The organism is Streptomyces californicus (assembly GCF_000717645.1).
In the GTDB taxonomy this organism is placed as follows: Bacteria; Actinomycetota; Actinomycetes; order Streptomycetales; family Streptomycetaceae; genus Streptomyces; species Streptomyces californicus.
In genome coordinates this window covers 185,381-207,472 of the sequence record NZ_JNZZ01000003.1, presented here as the reverse complement: position 1 = coordinate 207,472, position 22,092 = coordinate 185,381, and the positions used below count along the sequence as shown (strand labels likewise).

General features: G+C 71.8%; 18 protein-coding genes. 8 read left to right on the top strand and 10 right to left on the bottom strand.

Annotated features, from left to right (window positions below; genetic code table 11):
• Positions 1-12: 12 nt before the first annotated feature.
• The 3 genes from IF19_RS0105840 to IF19_RS0105830 are packed head-to-tail and all read right to left on the bottom strand — an operon-like array spanning position 13 to position 2,733.
• On the bottom strand, positions 13-777 hold the full coding sequence (locus IF19_RS0105840; protein WP_030113561.1) for an amino acid ABC transporter ATP-binding protein: 765 nt from the start codon (positions 775-777) through the stop codon (positions 13-15).
• On the bottom strand, positions 774-1,742 hold the full coding sequence (locus IF19_RS0105835) for an amino acid ABC transporter permease (RefSeq protein WP_030113560.1): 969 nt from the start codon (positions 1,740-1,742) through the stop codon (positions 774-776). The genes IF19_RS0105840 and IF19_RS0105835 overlap by 4 nt, the downstream gene beginning before the upstream one ends.
• 28 nt (positions 1,743-1,770) lie before the next feature.
• Positions 1,771-2,733 (bottom strand): ABC transporter substrate-binding protein, encoded by a 963-nt coding sequence (locus tag IF19_RS0105830; protein WP_030113559.1) that lies wholly within the window; start codon positions 2,731-2,733, stop codon positions 1,771-1,773.
• 524 nt (positions 2,734-3,257) lie between these two features.
• On the opposite strand from IF19_RS0105830, the gene IF19_RS0105825 reads away from it, so the two are divergent.
• The 6 genes from IF19_RS0105825 to IF19_RS0105800 all read left to right on the top strand — a co-directional run bounded on the left by IF19_RS0105825 (position 3,258) and on the right by IF19_RS0105800 (position 8,623).
• On the top strand, positions 3,258-4,511 hold the full coding sequence (locus tag IF19_RS0105825) for an NAD(P)-dependent malic enzyme (protein WP_030120721.1): 1,254 nt from the start codon (positions 3,258-3,260) through the stop codon (positions 4,509-4,511).
• A 263-nt stretch (positions 4,512-4,774) separates the two neighbouring features.
• Positions 4,775-5,743, top strand: coding sequence for a zinc-binding dehydrogenase (locus IF19_RS0105820; RefSeq protein WP_030113557.1), 969 nt, complete (start codon positions 4,775-4,777; stop codon positions 5,741-5,743).
• 107 nt (positions 5,744-5,850) lie between these two features.
• Positions 5,851-7,287 carry a cellulase family glycosylhydrolase gene (locus IF19_RS0105815; protein ID WP_030276023.1) on the top strand — a complete coding sequence of 479 codons (1,437 nt, stop codon included), beginning with the start codon at positions 5,851-5,853 and terminating at the stop codon, positions 7,285-7,287.
• On the top strand, positions 7,265-7,804 hold the full coding sequence (locus IF19_RS0105810; protein WP_030113554.1) for a GNAT family N-acetyltransferase: 540 nt from the start codon (positions 7,265-7,267) through the stop codon (positions 7,802-7,804). Before IF19_RS0105815 ends, IF19_RS0105810 begins: the two co-directional genes overlap by 23 nt.
• A 31-nt stretch (positions 7,805-7,835) precedes the next feature.
• Positions 7,836-8,045, top strand: a complete 210-nt coding sequence (locus tag IF19_RS0105805; protein ID WP_006127526.1) for a sigma factor-like helix-turn-helix DNA-binding protein — start codon at positions 7,836-7,838, stop codon at positions 8,043-8,045.
• Positions 8,045-8,623: a Clp protease N-terminal domain-containing protein gene (locus tag IF19_RS0105800; RefSeq protein WP_030113553.1), complete on the top strand. Its 579-nt coding sequence runs from the start codon at positions 8,045-8,047 to the stop codon at positions 8,621-8,623. Before IF19_RS0105805 ends, IF19_RS0105800 begins: the two co-directional genes overlap by 1 nt.
• A 218-nt stretch (positions 8,624-8,841) precedes the next feature.
• On the opposite strand, the gene IF19_RS0105795 is transcribed toward IF19_RS0105800, so the two are convergent.
• Together IF19_RS0105795 and IF19_RS0105790 are read right to left on the bottom strand one after the other, a co-directional pair.
• Positions 8,842-9,972 carry a PadR family transcriptional regulator gene (locus IF19_RS0105795; protein WP_030113552.1) on the bottom strand — a complete coding sequence of 377 codons (1,131 nt, stop codon included), beginning with the start codon at positions 9,970-9,972 and terminating at the stop codon, positions 8,842-8,844.
• A gap of 1 nt (position 9,973) precedes the next feature.
• The gene (locus IF19_RS0105790) at positions 9,974-10,831 is read right to left on the bottom strand and encodes a DUF4097 family beta strand repeat-containing protein (RefSeq protein ID WP_030113551.1); all 858 of its coding nucleotides are present in this window, start codon (positions 10,829-10,831) and stop codon (positions 9,974-9,976) included.
• Positions 10,832-11,037: 206 nt separating this feature from the next.
• Here IF19_RS0105790 and IF19_RS0105785 point away from each other — a divergent pair, with 206 nt between their 5' ends.
• On the top strand, positions 11,038-11,862 hold the full coding sequence (locus IF19_RS0105785; protein WP_030113550.1) for a hypothetical protein: 825 nt from the start codon (positions 11,038-11,040) through the stop codon (positions 11,860-11,862).
• Between the two features lie 270 nt (positions 11,863-12,132).
• On the opposite strand, the gene IF19_RS0105780 is transcribed toward IF19_RS0105785, so the two are convergent.
• The 5 genes from IF19_RS0105780 to IF19_RS0105760 all read right to left on the bottom strand — a co-directional run bounded on the left by IF19_RS0105780 (position 12,133) and on the right by IF19_RS0105760 (position 19,280).
• Positions 12,133-12,318 (bottom strand): DUF6104 family protein, encoded by a 186-nt coding sequence (locus tag IF19_RS0105780; RefSeq protein ID WP_003966321.1) that lies wholly within the window; start codon positions 12,316-12,318, stop codon positions 12,133-12,135.
• Between the two features lie 100 nt (positions 12,319-12,418).
• Complete coding sequence (locus IF19_RS0105775; RefSeq protein WP_030113549.1) at positions 12,419-16,234, bottom strand: multifunctional oxoglutarate decarboxylase/oxoglutarate dehydrogenase thiamine pyrophosphate-binding subunit/dihydrolipoyllysine-residue succinyltransferase subunit; 3,816 nt, start codon at positions 16,232-16,234, stop codon at positions 12,419-12,421.
• A gap of 283 nt (positions 16,235-16,517) precedes the next feature.
• Positions 16,518-17,594 (bottom strand): HAMP domain-containing sensor histidine kinase, encoded by a 1,077-nt coding sequence (locus IF19_RS0105770; RefSeq protein WP_030113548.1) that lies wholly within the window; start codon positions 17,592-17,594, stop codon positions 16,518-16,520.
• Positions 17,591-18,328 carry a response regulator transcription factor gene (locus IF19_RS0105765; protein WP_010061462.1) on the bottom strand — a complete coding sequence of 246 codons (738 nt, stop codon included), beginning with the start codon at positions 18,326-18,328 and terminating at the stop codon, positions 17,591-17,593. Before IF19_RS0105765 ends, IF19_RS0105770 begins: the two co-directional genes overlap by 4 nt.
• 232 nt (positions 18,329-18,560) lie before the next feature.
• Positions 18,561-19,280 carry a spermidine synthase family protein gene (locus IF19_RS0105760; RefSeq protein WP_050493703.1) on the bottom strand — a complete coding sequence of 240 codons (720 nt, stop codon included), beginning with the start codon at positions 19,278-19,280 and terminating at the stop codon, positions 18,561-18,563.
• Positions 19,281-19,584: 304 nt separating this feature from the next.
• Here IF19_RS0105760 and lon point away from each other — a divergent pair, with 304 nt between their 5' ends.
• Positions 19,585-22,005 carry an endopeptidase La gene (gene lon / locus IF19_RS0105755; protein WP_030113546.1) on the top strand — a complete coding sequence of 807 codons (2,421 nt, stop codon included), beginning with the start codon at positions 19,585-19,587 and terminating at the stop codon, positions 22,003-22,005.
• Positions 22,006-22,092 lie beyond the last annotated feature (87 nt).

Below are 22,092 nucleotides of genomic sequence, written 5' to 3'. Positions count from 1 at the left end.
TCGTGCGGCGGGCTACAGCACCTTGGACAGGAACGACTTCGTCCGGTCGTGCTGCGGGTCGGTCAGGACGTCGCGCGGGTGCCCGGACTCGACCACCACACCGTCGTCCATGAAGACCAGCGCGTCGCCGACCTCGCGGGCGAAGCCCATCTCATGGGTGACGACGATCATGGTCATGCCGTCCTCGGCCAGGCCGCGCATGACGTCCAGGACGTCGCCCACCAGCTCCGGGTCGAGGGCCGAGGTCGGCTCGTCGAAGAGCATCAGCTTGGGCTCCATCGCCAGCGCGCGGGCGATGGCCACACGCTGCTGCTGGCCGCCGGAGAGCTGCGAGGGGAAGTTCTTCGCCTTGTCGGCGAGGCCCACCCGGTCCAGCAGCTTCTCGGCGCGGGCCCGGGCCACCGCCTTGGCCTCGCCCTTGACCTGGACCGGGGCCTCCATGACGTTCTCCAGGGCCGTCATGTGCGGGAACAGGTTGAAGCGCTGGAAGACCATGCCGATGTCGCGGCGCTGGCGGGCGACCTCGCTGTCCCGCAGCTCGTAGAGCTTGTCGCCCTTCTGCCGGTAGCCGACCAGCTCGCCGTCGACCGAGAGCCGGCCGGCGTTGATCTTCTCCAGGTGGTTGATGCACCGCAGGAAGGTGGACTTGCCGGAGCCCGACGGGCCGATGAGGCAGAACACCTCGCGCGGGGCGACCTCCAGGTCGATGCCCTTGAGGATGTGGGCGGCGCCGAAGGACTTGTGGACGCCCTCGGCCTTCACCATGGGGGTGGTCATGCGGAGACACCTCCGGAGGGCCGGTTGCTGAACGCGGCGAGGTTGACCTTGATGCGCTGCAGCGGCGTGAGCGGCAGCGAGCGCAGCGAGCCCCGGGCGAAGCGGCGCTCCAGGTAGTACTGGCCGACGCTGAACACGCTCGTCATCACGATGTACCAGATCGACGCGACGAACAGCATCTCCATCACCGCGTACGACGTGGAGCCGATCTGCGAGGTGGAGCGGAGCAGTTCGTTGTACGTGACCGCGTAGACCAGCGAGGAGGTCTTGAGCATGTTGATGAACTCGTTGCCGGTCGGCGGGATGATCACCCGCAGCGCCTGCGGGAGGACCACGCGGCGCATGGTCTTCGCCTGGGTCATGCCGAGCGCGTGCGACGCCTCGGTCTGGCCCTCGTCGACCGACTGGATGCCGGCGCGGCAGATCTCCGCCATGTAGGCGGCCTCGTTCAGGGCGAGCCCCAGCAGGGCGCACATGAACGGGGTCATCACGTCCGTCATCTCGTCCTTGTAGATGAACGGGATGTTCAGGACCGGGAAGATCAGCGCCAGGTTGAACCAGAGCAGCAGCTGTACGTAGACCGGGGTGCCCCGGAAGAACCAGATGTACAGCCAGGCCACCCAGCTGGTGACCGGGTTCTTCGACAGCCGCATCACGGCCAGGACCACGCCGAGGATCACGCCGAGCACCATGGCCAGGACGCTGATCAGCAGGGTGCGGCCCGCGCCCGCGACGACGGAGCTGTCGAACAGCTTGTCGCCGACGGCGTGCCACTGGATGTTGCCCTGCGAGAAGGCGTACCCGAGTGCGGCGAGGAGGCCGATGACCACGATGCCGCTGATCCAGCGGCCGACGTGGGGGACCGGGATGGCCTTGATGTTCTCCGGGGCCGGGGTGGCGCCCTTGGAGACCGGCGCCTGGCCGGCCGGTGAACCGGCGGGCGCCTTGTCGAACTTGTCAGTCATGGTGACTGCCCTTCAGTGGAGCGTCCGGTCACTTGCCGCCGTTGACGGCGGCCTTGTCGATCGCTCCCGTGCCGGCGCCCCACTTGTCGAGCACCTTCTGGTACGAACCGTCGGCGATGATCGCGTCGACGGCCTCCTTCAGGGCGTCGCGCAGGCCGGTGTTGGTCTTCTTGACGGCGATGCCGAACGGGCCGGCGTCGACCTGCTCGCCCACGACCTCGAACGCGTTGCCGCCGTCCGCCTTGCGGGCCAGGTCCACCGCGACCGGGTAGTCGTTGACGCCGGCCACCGAACCGCCGGACTTCACGCGGGTCTGGGCCTCGGTGTCGTTCTCGAACGACTCGATCTTGATGGCCTTCTTGCCGCCGTCCGTGCAGGCCTTCGACTGCTTCTTGAGGGCCTCCTCGTACGTGGTGCCGCGCTGCACCGCCGCCGGCTTCCCGCACAGGTCCTCGATGGACTTGATGTTCTGCGGGTTGCCCTTCTTCGTGTAGACGGCCGTGCCGGCGAGGAAGTAGTCGACGAAGTCGACGCCCTCGCCCAGCTTCTTGCCCTTGTCGTCCAGGCCCTCCTGGCGCTGCTTGTTGTCCGTGATGGACGACATCGCGATGTCGTGGCGGCCGGAGTTCAGGGCCGTGATCAGACCGTCGAAGGAGCCCGAGGTGAACTCGAACCTCACCCCGAGCTGCTTGCCGAGGGCCTCCGCGATGTCGGGGTCGACACCCACGATCTTTCCGTTCTCCACGGACTCCATCGGGGCGTATTCGGCATTCGTGCCGACCTTGATCACACCGGACTTCTGGTACTTCTCCGGCAGCTTGGAGAACAGCGGCGCACCGCTCTTGGTCTCCTTCACGTTGCCGCTCTCCTGGGAAGCGCTGTCCGTCTGGTCTCCACAGGCGGTCAGCAGCAGGGAGCCGGCGACCGCGATGGCGCCGACCGCCGCGATCCGGGCCCTGGCGGTCGTACAGCGCTTGGTGCTTGCGGTCATGACGGGAACCTCCGGCAGGTGAGGGTGAGGTGCTGGTGGGCGGCTTGGCACGCACCTTCGAGTGTCGCCACCTTGTGTGATGACGGCATCCTGCCATTCGGACTGGCCTGTTCAGGGGTCTGGCCATGTCAAAATCGGATAACGGGAGACCCCCGAACATCAATGGCCGGTACGCGAAGACCGGACCATCTGCGGGGACCGATGACCCCCGCCGGAGAATCTTCGGCATGTCTCGGCCGGTGAGCGGCATTTATGACGGTTTGCCGACTTGTCCAGATATTCGACTATGAGTCACGTCACCGCGTCGATATGGACTCGTCCGTAACCCCGTTCGTCCGGTAAGAAAGACGTTTACACCCCTCATCCGGGGCTCAGGGCGCGTGTGCGGCGCGCCCGCGCGTACGTACCTCTCCCCGCCGGGACGGGCCAACCGTCCGGTGCGGGGCACGTACGCGGTGCCCGCCCACCCCTCCTCAACCAGGAGTGGCCACCCTCAAACGATGAAGACTTAAGGGGTCAACACCATGGCAGCGGAGATCGTCAATCCTCGCAGCGACAGCACCATCGACAGCGCCACCGCCCGTGGCGTCCAGCGCACGAGCACCGGGGACGCGGGGGCCGAGGAGCCCTTCGACCCGGCCTTCGCCCTCCACCGGGGCGGGAAGATGGCCGTGCAGGCCACCGTCCCGATCCGGGACAAGGACGACCTCTCCCTGGCGTACACGCCGGGAGTGGCGAAGGTGTGCAGCGCCATCGCGGAGCAGCCCGAGCTCGTCCACGACTACACCTGGAAGTCCCAGGTCGTGGCCGTCGTGACGGACGGCACCGCTGTGCTCGGCCTGGGCGACATCGGGCCCGAGGCGTCCCTCCCCGTGATGGAGGGCAAGGCCATCCTCTTCAAGCAGTTCGGCGGCGTCGACGCGGTGCCGATCGCGCTCGCGACCACCGACGCCGACGAGATCGTCGACACCGTCGTCCGGCTCGCCCCCTCCTTCGGCGGGGTCAACCTGGAGGACATCTCGGCCCCCCGCTGCTTCGAGATCGAGCGCAAGCTCCAGGAGCGGCTGGACATCCCGGTCTTCCACGACGACCAGCACGGCACCGCCGTCGTCACGCTGGCCGCCCTGCGCAACGCCGCGAAGCTCTCCGGGCGGACCCTGGGCGACCTGCGCGGCGTCATCTCCGGCGCGGGCGCGGCCGGCGTGGCCATCGCCAAGTTCCTGCTGGAGGCGGGGATCGGCGACATCGCGGTGGCCGACCGCAAGGGCATCGTCAGCCGCGACCGCGACGACCTCACCGAGGTCAAGCGCGAGCTGGCCGAGCTGACCAACCGCGCGGGCCTGTCCGGCTCGCTGGAGCAGGCGCTCGCGGGCGCCGACGTCTTCATCGGCGTCTCCGGCGGTACGGTCCCGGAGGCGGCGGTGGCCTCGATGGCCCCCGGCGCGTACGTCTTCGCCATGGCCAACCCGAACCCGGAGGTCCACCCGGAGGTCGCGCACAAGTACGCGGCCGTCGTGGCGACCGGGCGGTCCGACTTCCCGAACCAGATCAACAACGTGCTGGCGTTCCCGGGCATCTTCGCCGGCGCGCTCCAGGTCCGGGCCTCCCGGATCACCGAGGGCATGAAGATCGCCGCGGCGAACGCGCTGGCCGACGTGGTCGGCGACGAGCTGGCGGCCGACTACGTGATCCCGTCGCCGTTCGACGAGCGGGTCGCGCCGGCGGTCACGGCCGCCGTGGCCGCGGCGGCGCGGGCGGAGGGCGTGGCCCGTCGCTGAGGCCGCGCGCGGCGGTGTGCGTGATGGGGCGGGGCCCGTACCGGGGAGGTACGGGCCCCGCCCGGCGTTCGGGCCCGCGTGCCGGGCCGGGCGTTCGGGCCCCCGCGCCGCGGGCGTTCGGGCCCCGGGGCAGGTACGAGCCCTGCGCGGCGTCCGGGCTCCGTGCCGGGCCCGGAGTTCGGCCGCCGCGCGTGGTACCCGGTTGGCGCGCGTCACACAGGCAGGCGGTTACGCGGTCGCCCCGCCCCGCCTATCGTCGAGCCATGTTCGCCGCCTACGCAGCCCGCATCGATCCCGACCAGCCCCTCGACGGCCTGGAGCTGGGTGACCGTCCCGCCCCGGAGACGCGCCCGGGGTGGACCACCGTCACCGTCAGGGCCGCCTCCCTCAACCACCACGACCTCTGGTCCCTGCGGGGCGTGGGCCTCTCGCAGGACCGGCTGCCGATGATCCTCGGCTGTGACGCCGCAGGCGTCGACGAGGACGGCAACGAGGTCGTCCTGCACTCCGTGATCGGGCAGTCCGGGCACGGCATCGGGCCGAAGGAGCCGCGTTCCATCCTCACCGAGCGCTACCAGGGCACCTTCGCCGAGCAGGTCACCGTCCCCACCTGGAACGTGCTGCCCAAGCCGAAGGAGCTCTCCTTCGCCGAGGCCGCCTGCCTGCCGACCGCCTGGCTCACCGCGTACCGCATGCTCTTCACCAACGCCGGGGTGCGGCCCGGTGATTCGGTGCTCGTCCAGGGGGCGGGCGGCGGGGTCGCCACCGCCGCCATCGTCCTCGGCAAGGCCGCCGGACTGCGGGTCTTCGCCACCAGCCGGGACAAGGCCAAGCGGGAGCGGGCGGTCGAACTGGGCGCGCTGGAGGCGTACGAGCCCGGCGCCCGGCTGCCCCAGCGGGTGGACGCCGTCATCGAGACCGTGGGAGCCGCCACCTGGTCGCACTCCGTGAAGTCGCTGCGCCCCGGCGGCACCCTCGTCATCTCCGGCGCCACCAGCGGCGACCGCCCCTCGCACGCCGAACTGACCCGGATCTTCTTCCTGGAGCTGAAGGTCGTCGGCTCCACCATGGGGTCCAAGGACGAGCTGGAGGACCTGCTCGCGTTCTGCGCGACCACCGGGGTGCGGCCGGTCGTCGACGAGGTCCTCCCGCTGGACCGGGCGCGCGAAGGGTTCCGGCGGCTGGAGTCGGGCGATCTCTTCGGGAAGATCGTGCTCACGCCGACCTCCTGAGCCCCGGCCCGGCCTCGAACCGGTTCCGGAACTGGTCGCGTCCGAAGACTTGAGGGATGCTCACCTTTGCTGGTGAGATCTGCCCCATGCGAATGGGCAGAGCAGTCATGGCAGTTGTCGTCGCGTCCGTGCTCGCGGCGGGGGCCCTCGCCCCCGCCGCCTCGGCGCGCCCCGTCCCCGCCGGCCCGGCACCGGCCGCGTCCCCGGCCCCGTCGTCGTATCGTTCCATCCCGCCGCTCACCGACGACCAGGGGCGCACGCTCACCCTGCGCGGCTGGAACGTCGAGGACAAGGCGAACCGGGGTGAGGCCGCCCTCAGCGCCATCACCGAACGGCACTTCCGCGATCTGCGGGCGAACGGCTTCAACTTCGCCCGGCTCCTGGTCTTCTGGGACGACCTGGAGCCACGGCGCGGCCAGTACAGCGAGCGCTACCTCCGGAAGATCGAGTCCATCCTGGACTGGGCCCGCAAGCACCGCGTCCACGTCCTCATCGACGCCCACCAGGACGTCTTCGGGCCCGCGTTCGGGCACCGGGGCATCCCGGAGTGGGCCACCCGTACGGACGGGCTGCCGTTCACCCCGAACCCCGACGACTGGTTCTCCGAGTACTTCGAACCGGCCGTGCAGCGGGCCTTCACCCACCTCTACGAGGACCCCGACCTCCAGCGCGCCCAGGCCGCCATGTGGCAGCTCCTCGCCCAGCGCTTCGGCGACCACCCGGCCGTCATCGGCTACGACCTGATCAACGAGCCGATGGGGGAGCTGCGCGAGGGCGAGGACCTGCCGACCGCGGCCCGCCGCATCGAGGCCCAGCACCTCACCCCGATGTACAACCGGCTGGCCCGCGCCGTCCGCGTGAAGGACCGCGACACCTGGATCTTCGTCGAGCCCACGCCCATCGTCGGCGAGGGCGTGCCGACGGGGCTGGGCCGCATCGAGGACCGGCGGACCGTGTACGCCCCGCACTTCTACGACACCGCCATGGAGGCGGGCGCGGACTACGACCCCGACGCCGGCTGGATCGAGGCGTACGAGGCGGCCGTCACCGTCTACCCGGCCCGCCACCGGATGCCCGTCGTCGTCGGCGAATGGGGCCCGCTGAACAACTCCCTGCCGAACATGGGCCGTTTCTACCGTGAGGCCGTCGACTCCCTGAACCGCTACAGCTCCGGCTGGGCCGGATACGTCTGGTGCTACGGCGGCGGCTACTGCGCGGTGGACGAGCGCGGCCGCTTCCGCACGAACAAGGAGCAGACGGCCACTCCGTACGCTCCGGCGGTCGCGGGGACCGTCCGCTCCGACACGTACGACGCGGGCACCCGCACCTACCGCCTCGCCTACCGTGCGTCCGCGCGGCCCGGTGTGACGGAGCTGTCGCTCCCGCAGTCCGCCAAGGGCTGGCGGGTCGCCGTCAGCGGGCCGGCCCGGGTGCTGGGCAGGACCGGACCCGGGGCGCGGCCCCTCGTCCTCGCGTGGCCCGGGTCGCAGGTGGTCGTCACCGTGCGGGAAGCTGGCCCCTATGGACGAACTGACCGCCCCTGAAGGCTTTCTGCTGCGGCCCTGGCACCCCGACGACGCGTCGGCGGTGCTCAGGGCCTTCGCACCGGAGGAGATGGACCGCCAGACGAGCCACCCCGTGGACGACCGGCTCGGGGCACTGGCGTGGATCGCGGAGCGCGTACGCGACCGGGGGGCGCGCACCACCTACTCCTGGGCCGTCACGGCGGAGGAGGGCGAGGCGCTCGGCTGCGTGGAGCTCAACCTCGTCAACCCGGTCCACCAGATCGGCTGGGTCTCCTACTGGACCACCGAGTCGGCCCGCGGCCGGGGCATCGCCCCGGCCGGGGTGCGGGTGGTGGCGCGCTGGGCGTTCGGCGAACTCGGCCTGTACCGGCTGGAGCTGGGGCACCGCACCGACAACCCCGCATCCTGCCGGGTCGCCCAGCGGTCCGGCTTCGCGACCGAGGGCGTCGAGCGGGGCAAGCTGCGGTACGGCGACGTCCGCTACGACGTGGAGCGCCACGCACGCCTCGCCGACGATGATGTCAACGTCGATTGACGCGAGGGTCATGTCAACGTAGATTGACATCATGACCGAAGCAACGGATCTGGCCGCCCGTGCCGGTGACCGCGACCCGCGCGTCGGACTGCGGGCGGTGGCCGCGCTGCGGCGGCTGCTGGAGCAGCTCGAAGCCGTGCAGGTGCGCAGTGCCCGGGTTCAGGGCTGGTCGTGGCAGGAGATCGCCGCCGAGCTGGGCGTCAGCCGGCAGGCCGTGCACAAGAAGTACGGGAGGCGTTGATGTTCGAGCGATTCACCCGGGACGCCCGCGCGACCGTGAAGGGCGCCGTCGTCCGGGCCGAGAGCGCCGGCGCCGACGCGGTCACCGAGGAACACCTGCTGCTCGCCCTGCTGGACCAGGAGGGCGGCCGGGCCTCCTTCGCCCTCGCCGCCCTCGGCCTCCGCGACCGCCGCGCCTCCCTGGACGCCGCCTTCACCGAGGCTCGCCGCCGGGGCGGCCTGACCAGGGCCGACACGGACGCCCTCGCCGGTCTCGGCATCGACGTCGGCGCGATCGTCTCGCGCGTCGAGGGCGCCCACGGGGAGGGGGCGCTGGCCACCGGCCGCGGCGGGCGACGGTGGTGGTGGTCGGGGCACCGCCCCTTCACCCCGGGCGCGAAGGCCGTGCTGGAGAACGCGCTCCGGGTCGCCCTCGGCCGCGGCGACCGGTTCATCGGCGGGGAGCACCTGCTGCTGGCCCTCGCCGCGAAGCCCGGCGTCGTCGCCGACGTCCTCACCGAGCACGGTGCGACGTACGGGGCCGTACGCCGGGCGATGTACGGCCCCGAAGCGGACGAGGGCCGAGCGCAGGCGGGATGACGGGCGGGGCCGGGCCCCGGGCCTGCTGAGGGGCGGGGGCTGGAGGGCTGAGGGCCGGCGAGGGGCCACGCACCGCCGAGCCCCCGGGCCGCCGAGGACCCGCGCGGGGCAGGGCCCCGGGCTGCCGAGAACCCCCCATCGCCGAGGCCCCCGCCCCCCCCGGATGGCCCCGTACCGCCGAGGGACCGCGCGGGTCGGGGCCCCGCCCCCCGAGGCTCTCAGCCCTTCTTCCCGCCCTCGCCGCCGTCCCCGACCTCCGGCGACAGCAGCGCCTCGATCCGGGCCGCCGCCGCGCCCAGGTGGCGGCGCGCTTCGCCGAGCTGGTCCTCCGTCACCCCGTGGTCGCGGGCGGCGTCCCGTACGCCGTCGCGGAAACGGTCCAGCAGGCGGTCCAGATCGCGCGCCGGATCGCCGGTCGTGGGCACGTCCTGCCCCCAGTCCGCGCCGGGAGCCGGGTCCGGTACGGGCGGGGCGCTCTCCGGCCCGGGCTTGCCGAACGGGGGCCAGGCTCCGGACCGGGCGAAGCCGCCGAGCTGGCCGGTGATCTCCGCGAGCCCCTCCCGTACGCCGGCGGGCCAGTCGCCGCGCGCGAAGTGCTCCTGCACCTGGCGGGCCGCGGCCTGCATCTGCTCACGCGCCTTGTCCTGGGCCTCCTTGGCCTGGCGGCGGGCCTGCTGGGCGTCCTCGCGGGCGCGCCGGGACTCGTCCTTCGCCCGACGGGCCTGTTCCTTCCACTCCTGCCGGGCCCGGCGCAGCTCCTCCTTCGCCGTACGCCACGCCTCGCTGTCGCCGAGATCGCCCAAGGGCCCGAAGTCACCGAATCCGCCGAAGTCGCCGAAGGGGGAGGAGGGATCGCCCTTCTGGCCGCCCTTCTCCTTCTCCGTGCCGGAGCCGGCGTCAGCAGCGGAGCCGGAACCCGCCCCGTAGCCGGCCCCCTGCCCCGCCCCGGCCTTCGCGCCGTGCCGGGACTCCGACGCCGCCGCCCGCATGTCGCTGCGCAGCCGCCCCGCCGCGCCCCGTACGTCGTCGCGGATCTCGGCGGCCAGTTCGGAGAGCGAGTCGCGGATCTCCAGCTCCAGATCGGCCAGTTCGCCGCCGCGGCCCGCCAACTCCTCGCGGCCGGCGTCGGTGATCGAGTAGACCTTGCGGCCGCCCTCGGTGGCGTGGGTGACCAGGCCCTCGGCCTCCAGCTTGGCCAGGCGCGGGTAGACCGTGCCGGCGGACGGGGCGTACAGGCCCTGGAAACGCTCCTCCAGCAGCCGGATGATCTCGTAGCCGTGGCGGGGGGCCTCGTCCAGGAGCTTGAGGAGATACAGCCGCAGACGGCCGTGGGCGAAGACGGGGGGCATGTCAGAGAACCTTTCCGGTCGGCTCGGCGGCGTACACGTCATCGTCGGCGGGGGGCCTGCGCAGCAGGGCGATCGAACCGGTCAGGGTGGTCGCCCGCAGGGTCCCGGTCCCGGCGCCCAGCGTGCCGGTGATCTTCTTCGTCCCCCACTGACCGGAGACCCGCAGGTCCTCGAAGGCGTTGGAGATGCGGCCGCTCGCGGTGTTCGCCTCGACCTTCGCGTCCGCCGGGTGCGGCAGCCGGATCGCGATCTCGCCGGACACCGAGGTCAGCCGGATGTCCGTGGGCTGCCCGGCCGGGTCGACGTCCAGCACCATGTCACCGCTGACCGACTCGGCCCGCACCGAGGCCCCCGCCCCGTCGACCACCGTCAGATCGCCGGATACGGAGTGGAAGCGCAGGTCCCCCGTGACGCTCTGGGCCTCCAGGCTGCCCGACACGGACTCCCCGCGCACCGCGCCGGTGAGGCCGACGAGCGTCGCGTCCCCGTGGACGCCCCGGACCTCGGTGCGGCCCGCGACGCCGGAGACGACGGCCGCCGCGCCGACCACCCCGACCTCGACCGAGGCCGCCGTCGGCACGACCAGCGAGACGACCGCGCTGCGGCGGCGGCTCTCGGGGTCGAACCAGCGCAGGAAGTCCTGCCAGGGCAGGTCCTGGTAGGCGACGGTGAGCCGGCCGTCCTCCTGGGTCACGATCAGTGGCGGGCCCTCGATCGCGGAGATCTCCAGCCGGGCGTGCGGATCGTCGGACCCGACCACGTTCACCGTGCCGTCGACGACGCGTACGTGGAGCGCCTCCACCGGATCGTCGAAGGCGAGCTTCCTCGGCTCGGCGATGGTCCATGTCGACACAGGCATGGATGAGACCTCCCGGAAACGCATGGCGACGCAACATATCGCGTCTCGTCTTCAACACGATATATCGCGGATGGGGGAAGTCAAGGGAAGCCCGGAGGAGCCAAGGGGGGAGGGGAGTGGCCGGTTGCGGCGCGGTGGGGTCCCGGGAGGGAGCCGAACGGCTCCAAACCGATCACATGCGGACGAATTGCCCTAGCGTGTGAGCCATGAACGCGACATCCACCGGGGCCCTCCTGCTGTGCCGGGCCGACCAGGAGACCGTACGGCCGCTCGCCCACCTGCTGCGCGAGCGGATGTTCCTCGCCCGCGCGGGCGAGGAGTGGAGCGTGCTCGTCCCGGAGGGGAAGCCCTGGCGGAGTGCGGAGCGGGGGCAGGAGGCGGAGCCGGTGGACCGGGTGCTGGGCGGCTGGGCGACGGCCCTCGCCGTCGGCTCCCCCTGGCCGGTGCTCGCCCTGTGGTGGGACGCCGACCGGGCCGGTTACACCCTCGCCGCCGGATTCCGCAGGCCCGTGGGGTACGTCTGGCTGAAGGACGGAACCCCGGCGGGCGAGGACGAGGCCATGCGCACCTTCGCGGCCCGGCTCGGCCTCGACCCCGTGCTCGACCTCCAGGCGCTGGAGGAGCTGACCCGCCCCGACCCGGACGCGGACGCGGCGGCCCGGCTGCGCGGGCTGCTCGCCGTCCTCACCCGTACCGGCCTCACCCTGCCCGCCGGGCTCTCACCGGGCGAGAGCGCCGACCGGCTGCGCGCGGTGGCGGCGGTGCAGCGCGGGGTGGAACGCGTCGAGTGGGGCGGCTGGCGCGACGCCGTACGGGTGGAGCTGGACGCGGTCGAGAACGGCCCGATCGGCCCCTGGGTACGCGGCCCCCGCGCGCGGGCGGTCGCCGCCGTCCAGCTCGCCGCCGGACTTCCGCTGCTGCTGTGGGGCGCACGCCGGCGCAGCGGCGGCTGGGCGGCGGCCGGGGCGGTGCTGCTGGCGCAGGGCGTCCTGGGGCTCGCCTACGAGCGGGCCAGGGCAGGCAGCTCCTGAGCACGCTTCCGTGCAGCACGCAAAGCCCTGTTCACAGCACGTACAGCCCTGTTCAGAGGGTTCGGGCCCGGGTGGACAGCGCGCGGCCGGAACCCCTAGGGCCTGTCTGACGATTCCCGTCGTCGCCCGTAGGGCGGCCGCGCGGCGTCAGGTGCGTGCTCTCGGCGTGCCGGCTCCAGGCCCTCGTACTGGACGTACTTGGGTCTGGGGGCGGTGCGGCGAGAGTGCGTGCATGGCGTCGTGAGGCAGACGGGAATTGTCAGACAGGCCCTAGGCGTCCTCGTCGTCCTCGTCGTCCAGCCGGGCCAGCCAGGTCGCCAGGCGCTCGACGGGCACCTCGAAGTCGGGGTTGAGGTCGACGAACGTCCGCAGCTGCTCGGCGAGCCATTCGAAGGTGACCTCCTCCTCGCCGCGCCGCTTCTCCAGTTCCTCGATGCCACGGTCCGTGAAGTACATGGGAGAAGGATATCGAGGCCCCGGGTGTCGGCAGAACGCCGGAGGCCCGGCTCCGCGACGAGCGCGGAACCGGGCCTCCGGATGTGCGGCGTTACGGTCCTCAGGCTTCGAAGACCTCGTTGACCAGCTGCGTCTGCTCGGCCTGGTGGCGCTTGGCCGAACCGACCGCGGGGGACGAGCCGCGCGGCCGCGAGATGCGGCGCAGCCGCTCGCCGTGCGGCACGTCCGCGCCGACCGCGAGGTCCAGGTGGTCGATCAGGTTGAGCGCGATGAACGGCCACGCACCCTGGTTCGCCGGCTCCTCCTGGGCCCACAGGTACTTCTCGGCGTTCGGGTACTTCGCGATCTCGGCCTGGATCTCCGCGCCGGGCAGCGGGTACAGCCGCTCCAGCCGGATGATCGCGGTCTCCGTGTCGCCGCGCTTCTCCCGCTCGGCGTCCAGGTCGTAGAACAGCTTGCCCGAGACGAAGACGACCTTGCGGACGTTCTCGGCCTTGACCGTGGAGTCGCCGATCACCGGGCGGAAGCCGCCGGAGGTGAACTCCTCCATCGAGGACGCCGCCGCCTTCAGACGCAGCATCGACTTCGGGGTGAAGACGATGAGCGGCTTGTGGTGCGGGTTGTGCACCTGCCAGCGCAGCAGGTGGAAGTAGTTCGACGGCAGGGTCGGCATCGCGACCGTCATGTTGTCCTGCGCGCACATCTGGAGGAAGCGCTCGGGACGCGCGGAGCTGTGGTCCGGGCCCTGGCCCTCGTAGCCGTGCGGCAGCAGCAGCGTGACGCCGGAGGTCTGGCCCCACTTCTGCTCGGCCGAGGAGATGAACTCGTCCACGACGGTCTGCGCGCCGTTGACGAAGTCACCGAACTGGGCCTCCCAGATGACCAGCGACTCCGGACGCGCCAGCGAGTAGCCGTACTCGAAGCCCATCGCCGCGTACTCCGAGAGCAGCGAGTCGTAGACGTTGTACCGGGCCTGGTCGTCCGCCAGGTACAGCAGCGGGGTGTAGTCCTCGCCGGTGACCTGGTCGACCAGGACCGCGTGGCGCTGGCCGAACGTGCCGCGGCGGCTGTCCTGGCCGGCGAGCCGGACCGGAGTGCCCTCCATCAGCAGCGAACCGATGGCCAGGGTCTCGCCCATGCCCCAGTCGATCGTGCCGTTCTCCACCGAGGCCGCGCGGCGCTGCATCTGCGGCATCAGGCGGGGGTGGACGGTGATCGACTCGGGGATGTTGACCTGGGACTCGGCGATCCGCTTGACGACCTCGGCCGAGACGGCCGTCTCCACCGGCACCGGGAACGCGGCCTGCGGCTCCGGCACGTGCGGGGCGGCCGGCTGCGAGGTGGCCTCGCGGACCTCGGCGAACACCTTCTCCAGCTGGCCCTGGAAGTCCTGGAGCGCCTGCTCCGCCTCTTCCAGGGTGATGTCGCCGCGACCGATGAGGGACTCGGTGTAGAGCTTGCGCACCGAGCGCTTCTTGTCGATCAGGGTGTACATCTGCGGGTTGGTGAACTCCGGGTTGTCGCCCTCGTTGTGACCGCGGCGGCGGTAGCAGATGAGGTCGATCACGACGTCCTTGTTGAACGCCTGCCGGAACTCGAAGGCGAGCCGCGCGACGCGGACCACGGCCTCCGGGTCGTCGCCGTTGACGTGGATGATCGGCGCCTCGATCATGCGCGCCACATCGGTGGCGTACATCGAGGAGCGCGAGGACTCCGGGGCGGCGGTGAAGCCGACCTGGTTGTTGATCACCACGTGCACGGTGCCGCCGGTGCGGTAGCCGCGCAGCTGCGACATGTTGAGCGTCTCGGCGACGACGCCCTGGCCCGCGAAGGCCGCGTCGCCGTGGAGCGCGACCGGCAGGACCGTGAAGTCCGTGCCGCCCTTGTTGATGATGTCCTGCTTGGCGCGGGCGATGCCCTCCAGGACCGGGTCGACCGCCTCCAGGTGCGAGGGGTTGGCGGCCAGCGAGACCTTGATCTGCTCGCCGTCCAGACCGGTGAAGGTGCCCTCGGCGCCCAGGTGGTACTTGACGTCGCCGGAGCCGTGCATCGAGCGCGGGTCCAGGTTGCCCTCGAACTCGCGGAAGATCTGCGCGTACGACTTGCCGACGATGTTCGCCAGGACGTTCAGGCGGCCGCGGTGGGCCATGCCGATGACGACCTCGTCGAGGCGGGCCTCGGCGGCGGAGTCGAGAACGGCGTCGAGCAGCGGGATGACGGACTCGCCGCCCTCCAGGGAGAACCGCTTCTGGCCGACGTACTTCGTCTGCAGGAAGGTCTCGAACGCCTCGGCCGCGTTCAGCCGGCGCAGGATGCGCAGCTGCTCCTCGCGCTCGGGCTTGGGACGCGGGCGCTCGACCCGGTCCTGGAGCCACTTGCGCTGCTTCGGGTCCTGGATGTGCATGAACTCGATGCCGGTGGTGCGGCAGTACGACTCGCGCAGCACGCCGAGGATGTCGCGGAGCTTCATCATCGTCTTGCCGGCGAACCCGCCGACCGCGAACTCGCGCTCCAGGTCCCACAGGGTGAGGCCGTGCTCGGTGATGTCCAGGTCGGGGTGCTTGCGCTGGTGGTACTCCAGCGGGTCGGTGTCGGCCATGACGTGGCCGCGGACCCGGTAGGAGTGGATCAGCTCGAAGACCCGCGCGGCCTTGGTGACGTCGTCGTCGTGCGAGGCGTCGATGTCCTTGAGCCAGCGGACCGGCTCGTAGGGGATGCGCAGCGCCTTGAAGATCTCGTCGTAGAACTCGTTCTCGCCGAGCAGCAGCTGGGACAGCACGCGCAGGAACTCGCCGGAGGCGGCGCCCTGGATGACCCGGTGGTCGTAGGTCGACGTGAGCGTCATGACCTTCGAGATGCCGAGCTTGTTGAGGGTGTCCTGCGAGGTGCCCTGGAACTCCGCCGGGTAGTCCATCGCGCCGACGCCCATGATGAGGCCCTGACCGGGCATCAGGCGGGGCACCGAGTGGACGGTGCCGATGCCGCCGGGGTTGGTCAGCGAGGCGGTGACGCCGGTGAAGTCGTCCATGCCGAGCTTGCCGATACGGGCGCGCCGGACGATGTCCTCGTACGCCTGCCAGAACTCGAAGAAGTTGAGCGTCTCGGCCTTCTTGATGGCCGCCACGACCAGCTGGCGGTCGCCGTTCGGCTTCACCAGGTCGATGGCCAGACCCAGGTTGACGTGCTCCGGCTTGACCAGGGTCGGCTTGCCGTCCTTCTCCGCGAAGGAGTAGTTCATCGACGGCATGGCCTTGAGGGCCTGCACCATCGCGTACCCGATGAGGTGGGTGAAGGAGATCTTCCCGCCGCGGGCGCGCTTGAGGTGGTTGTTGATGACGATGCGGTTGTCGAAGAGCAGCTTCACCGGGACCGCGCGGACGGACGTGGCCGTCGGCAGCTCCAGGGAGGCGTTCATGTTCTTCGCGACGGCGGCGGAGGGGCCGCGCAGCGTCACGTACTCCGGGCCGCCCGAGGCCTCGGTGGACTCGTCGGCCTTGGCCTTCGGCTTGGCCGGCGCCGCGGCGGGCTTCTTCTCCGCGGCGGGCTTCGCCGGGGCGGGAGCGGCCTTCGCCGGGGCCGGGGCGGCCTTGGCGGGGGCCGGCTGCGCGGGGGCGGCCGGGGCGGCGGCGGGCGCGGCCTTCGCCGGGGCGGCGGCCGGGGCGGACGCGGCCTCGGCCACCGGGGCCCCCGAGGCCCCGGCGCCGGGAGCGGGCTTGTCCGCCGTGCCGGACCCACCCGGCTTGTAGTCGGCGAAGAAGTCCCACCAGGCGCGATCGACCGAAGTGGGATCCTGGAGGTACTGCTGGTAGATCTCGTCGACGAGCCATTCATTGGCGCCGAACGCGGCGGCCGGGTTGATGCCCGGACCGGCTTGGTCGGTCGAGATGCTCGAGTTACTGGGGGACTGAGACGACACGGCGGCAACCGCCCTCTTCCGCTTCACAAGGTGATGGACAGCGGAAATCAAGGCTACGCCCCCCAAACCGTTCCTTGCAGACCGGGCCGGTGCTTCGTCGTGCACATCACATCGAAGGGCGGGTTTCGGCGCAGGAAATGGCGGGAAACAAGCGAGGTTCCACTGCACTTCGGGTACGCAGGACCGTGGGTAACGGCCCTGCGACCGTATCCCCTGGCGATCCGCTACTGGCTGGACACGGATGAACGTGCCCCTCCGGTTCGACCCTATGTCAACGGAGTCGTCAATCGCGCGGGTCGGGGATTCCCGGGAGGGTGACCTGGATGCGGCAGCCCCGAGCGGATTCGGCCACTCCGATCCGGCCGCCGTGCAGATCGACCGCCCACCGCGCGATGGCCAGGCCCAGCCCGGTGCCGCCGTCGCTGCCCGGGCCGTGAGGGGAGGGCGCCTGGCCCCGGTTGAAGCGCTCGAAGACCCGGTGGCGCTCGGCCTCCGGGATGCCCGGCCCCTCGTCGACGACCTCCAGCTCCAGCGACTCCGGCTGGGGCCCGCGCCGGGCCTTCACCGTCACCCGGCCGTGCGGCGGGCTGTGCTTGACCGCGTTGTCGATGAGGTTGGCGACCACCTGGTGCAGGCGCTCCGCGTCCGCGTGGGCGGTGAGGTCCGACGGCGAGACGTCCAGGTGCAGGTGGACGTCCGTACGGGAGTGGTTGCCCGAACCCGAGGACAGGCGTCGCTGCGAGGCGGCGAGATTGGCCTCTTTCAGTACGCCCGAGAGGTACGGCCACACCTCGAAACGCCGGGCCCTGAGCTCCACCACCCCGTTGTCCAGCCGGGACAGGTCCAGCAGCGTCTCCACCAGCCGGCCCAGCCGCTCCGTCTGCTTCAGCGCCGTGCGCATCGTCTCGGGATCGGCGGCGGACACCCCGTCCACCACGTTCTCCAGCACGGCTCTCAGTGCCGCGATGGGGGTGCGCAGCTCATGGCTGACGTTGGCGACCAGCTCCTTGCGGTGCCGGTCCTCCGCCTCCAGGTCGTCCGCCATGCGGTTGATCGTCTGCGCCAGGTCGCCCAGCTCGTCCCGCCGCCCGGCCCCGCTCACCCGGCGCGTGTAGTCGCCGTGCGAGATGGACCGGGCCACCGCTCTCATCTCGTCCAGCGGCGCGGTCAGGCCGTGCGCCACGAACTGGGTGATCAGCAGGGTGGCGATCACGGAGAAGACCGTGATGAAGCGGAACTCCGTACGGGTCCGCAGCGCGACGATCAGGAGCCCCGTGGTGATGAAGACCGAGACCACCACGAGGGTGCCGAGCTTGGCCTTGATGGAGAAGGGCCGCAGTCCGGACCCTGGCCGGCTCATGGAGCGGGGGTCTCCAGGGCGTAGCCCACGCCGTGCACGGTGCGGATGCGCTCCGCGCCGATCTTCCGGCGCAGCGCCTTGATGTGGCTGTCGACCGTGCGGGTGCCCGAGGCGTCCGCCCAGTCCCACACCTCGGCCAGCAGCTGCTCGCGGGAGAGCACCGCGCGCGGGGTGTTGGCGAGGCAGACCAGCAGGTCGAACTCGGTCGGTGTGAGGTGGACGTCCTCGGCGCGGACCCGGACCCGGCGCTGGGCGTGGTCGATCTCCAGCTCGCCGAGGCGCAGTATCCCGCTGCGCGGGGTGACGGCCGCCAGCGCGGCCCGCTCGACGCGGCGCAGCAGCACGTGCACCCGGGCGGCGAGCTCGCGCATCGAGAACGGCTTGGTCATGTAGTCGTCGGCGCCGACCCCGAGCCCGACCAGCATGTCGGTCTCGTCGTCGCGCGCGGTGAGCATCAGCACCGGAACGGGGCGCGACGCCTGCACCCGGCGGCAGACCTCCAGGCCGTCGAAGCCGGGAAGCATGATGTCGAGCACCATCAGGTCGGGCTGCCATGCCTCGGCCGCGTCCACGGCCGCGGGGCCGTCCAGCGCGGTCTGCACGAGGAAGCCCTCCGCCCGCAGCCGGGCGGAAATGGCGTCGACGATCGTCGCGTCGTCCTCGACCACCAGCACCCGGCGCTGAGCCCCCGGGGTGGCCGCGACGCCGTTGTGGGTGGTGTGTGTCTGTTCCATCGCCCCGCCCCTGCCCGTTCTCGCGGGGACCATTCCCCGCAAGGCACGGTTTTCGCTCGTGGTTTTCGTGGGTGATCCCGTGTACCGGTCAGCAGCGTAAAGGCAGCGGAGGCTTCCCGGCTACGCAGGGTGTTGCCCCACGGGCGCGGGTCCGAACCCTCGGTGGCCGGATCGCGGTCCTTGTGCCGGTTGACCCCCGGCGCCGCCCGGGGTGTGCGTACGGAGAGAGGGGTCACCCCGCCCGGAGTGCGAGATGGACCACGTCGGGCACACCTCGGGCAACGGCCACTTCTTCGGTCCTAACCCCGCTGAACCCGGCATTCCGCAACGCCCGCTCGAAGGCCGGCGACGGCTGCGCGGACCAGACCGCGAGCACGCCGCCCGGGGCCAGCCGGTCGTGGCAGTGTGCGAGACCGGCGGGGGAGTAGAGGCTTCCGTTGTCCTCCGTGACGGTCCAGTCGGGCCCGTTGTCGATGTCCAGGCAGAGCGCGTCGTAACGCTCCGTGCTCGTACGGACGTGCTCGACGAGATCCGCGCGCAGGATCGCGGTCCGGGGGTCGGCCAGCGCGGCGCCGGAGATCCGGTCCAGCGGCCCGTCCCGGTGCCAGTCCACGATCGCCACCTCGCGCTCCACGACCGTGATCCGGCCCCAGCGCTCCTCCTCGGCGGCCCGCACCAGGGAGAACCCGACACCCAGGCCGCCGATCAGCACCGAGGGGGCGGTGCGCCCGGCGGGCAGGGCGGTCAGCGCCGCGTCGATCAGCAGCCGCTCGGAGCGGCCGTCGGAGGTGTCCATCAGGAAGCACCCGTTGGCGATGATCTCGAAGTGCTCCCCGCGCTCCCGCAGGACGACCTCGCCGTAGGGGCCCTCGCGACGGTCCAGGGTGACGGGGTGCTCGTCGGAACGGGTCGGCAGCGTTGCCGTCGGCTCGGGGGCGGTCGTCGCGGACATGCTGGGCTCTCCGGTCTCCGGTCATGACGGTCGGCGTCCGCTCATCCTGGCCCGCCGCGCACACCGGGGCCAGCGCGTTTCCGGTATCGGCGAGGGGAACAACCGTCCGCCGGGGAGCGCTCCTGTACGCGGCGGGGCACCGCACCCGAGGGCGTCCGCGTACGGCGGGGGAGCGAAAGCCCGCGGAGGCCGTCCGCGTACGCGGGAGCGGCTGATCGCTCAGAGCGAACACGGGCAGGGGAACATTCGGCGGCTCACAAGCATTGAGTCCACATAGCTCAACTTGCCTGCCGAAGGGGAGATCATGACTAACGAGTCCGAGGCGTTCACACCGATCGACCTGCCCGTGCTGCCGCTCGACGACGAAGTCGTCCTGCCCGGCATGGTGGTACCGCTCGACCTGTCCGACACCGAGGTGCGCGCCGCCGTCGAGGCCGCGCAGGCCGCCGCCCGCCCCGAGGGCGGGAAGCCCGAGGTGCTGCTGGTCCCGCGGATCGACGGGACGTACACGGGGACCGGTGTCCTCGGCACCGTCGAGCAGGTCGGACGCCTCTCGGACGGTGACCCGGGCGCCCTCATCCGGGCCCGCGACCGCGTCCGCATCGGCGCGGGGACCAGCGGCCCCGGCCGTGCGCTGTGGGTCGAGGGGACCGTGCTCCGCACCGCCGCGCCCGATCCGCTGCCCGGCGCCGCCGCCGAGCTGGTCAAGGAGTACAAGGCGCTCGCCACCTCGTGGCTGAAGAAGCGCGGCGCCTGGCAGGTCGTGGACCGCGTCCAGCAGATCGACGACGTCTCCGCCCTCGCCGACAACTCCGGATACTCGCCGTTCCTCACCACCGCCCAGAAGGTCCAGCTCCTGGAGACCGTGGACCCGGTCGCCCGGCTGCGGCTCGCCATCCAGTGGCTGGGCGAACACCTCGCCGAGCAGGACGTGGCCGAGTCCATCGCCAAGGACGTCCAGGACGGCGTGGACAAGCAGCAGCGGGAGTTCCTGCTGCGCCGCCAGCTCGACGCCGTACGCAAGGAGCTGTCCGAGCTCAACGGCGACCCGGAAGGCGAGACCGACGACTACCGGGCCCGCGTCGAGGCCGCCGACCTGCCTGAGCACGTCCGCGAGGCCGCGCTCAAGGAGGTCGAGAAGCTGGAGCGCTCCAGCGACCAGTCGCCCGAGGGCTCCTGGATCCGCACCTGGCTGGACACCGTCCTCGAACTGCCCTGGACCGAGCGGACCGAGGACGCCTACGACATCTGCGGCGCCCGCGAGGTGCTGGACGCCGAGCACGCCGGGCTCAAGGACGTGAAGGAGCGCATCACCGAATACCTCGCGGTGCGCAAGCGCCGCGCCGACCGGGGCCTCGGCGTCGTCGGCGGACGGCGCGGCGGCGCGGTCCTCGCCCTCGTCGGCCCGCCCGGCGTCGGCAAGACCTCGCTCGGCGAGTCCGTCGCGCACGCCATGGGCCGTTCGTTCGTCCGCGTCGCGCTCGGCGGTGTCCGGGACGAGGCGGAGATCCGCGGCCACCGGCGTACGTACGTCGGCGCGCTCCCCGGCCGGATCGTGCGGGCGATCAAGGAGGCCGGTTCGATGAACCCGGTCGTCCTGCTCGACGAGATCGACAAGGTCGGCTCCGACTTCCGGGGCGACCCGGCCGCCGCCCTCCTCGAAGTCCTCGACCCGGCGCAGAACCACACCTTCCGCGACCACTACCTGGAGGTCGAGCTCGACCTCAGCGACGTGGTCTTCCTGGCCACGGCCAACGTGCTCGAAGCCATCCCGGAGGCCCTGCTCGACCGTATGGAGCTGGTCCGCCTCGACGGCTACACCGAGGACGAGAAGGTCGTCATCGCCCGCGACCACCTGGTGCCGCGCCAGCTGGAGCGGGCCGGCCTGGAGGCCGAGGAGGTCGTCCTGGAGGAGTCGGCGCTGCGCAAGCTGGCCGGCGAGTACACCCGCGAGGCGGGCGTACGGAACCTGGAGCGGTCCGTCGCACGGCTGCTTCGCAAGGTCGCGGCCCAGCACGAACTGGGCGACCGCGAGCTGCCGTTCACGGTGACCGACGCGGAGCTGCGCGGGCTGATCGGCCGGCCGCACCACGTGCCCGAGTCCGCCCAGGACCCGGCCGAGCGCCGTACGGCGGTGCCGGGCGTGGCCACCGGGCTCGCGGTGACCGGGGCGGGCGGTGACGTCCTCTTCGTCGAGGCGTCGCTCGCCGACCCGGAGACCGGGGCGTCCGGACTGACGCTGACCGGGCAGCTCGGGGACGTCATGAAGGAGTCGGCGCAGATCGCGCTGAGCTTCCTGCGGTCCCACGGCGCGGAGCTGGAGCTGCCGGTCGCGGACCTCAAGGACCGGGGCGTGCACGTGCACTTCCCGGCCGGGGCGGTCCCCAAGGACGGCCCCAGCGCCGGCGTCACCCTGACCACGGCCCTGGCCTCGCTGCTCTCCGGGCGGCTGGTCCGTACGGACGTGGCGATGACGGGCGAGGTGTCGCTGACCGGACGGGTGCTGCCGATCGGCGGCGTCAAGCAGAAGCTGCTGGCCGCGCACCGGGCGGGCATCACCACCGTGGTGATCCCGCAGCGCAACGAGGCCGACCTGGACGACGTCCCGGCCGAGGTGCTGGAGAAGCTGGACGTCCACCCGGTGACCGATGTCCGCCAGGTGCTGGAGATCGCCCTCGCCCCGGCCTCGGCCCGGGCGGAGGAGAGGGTTCCGGCCGCCGCCTGACCGCCGCGCGGTGACGGGCGCGGCCCCGGGCGCGCGACCGGTGCGGACGGCCCGCCTCCCGCTGCGGCGGGGGCGGGCCGTTCCGCG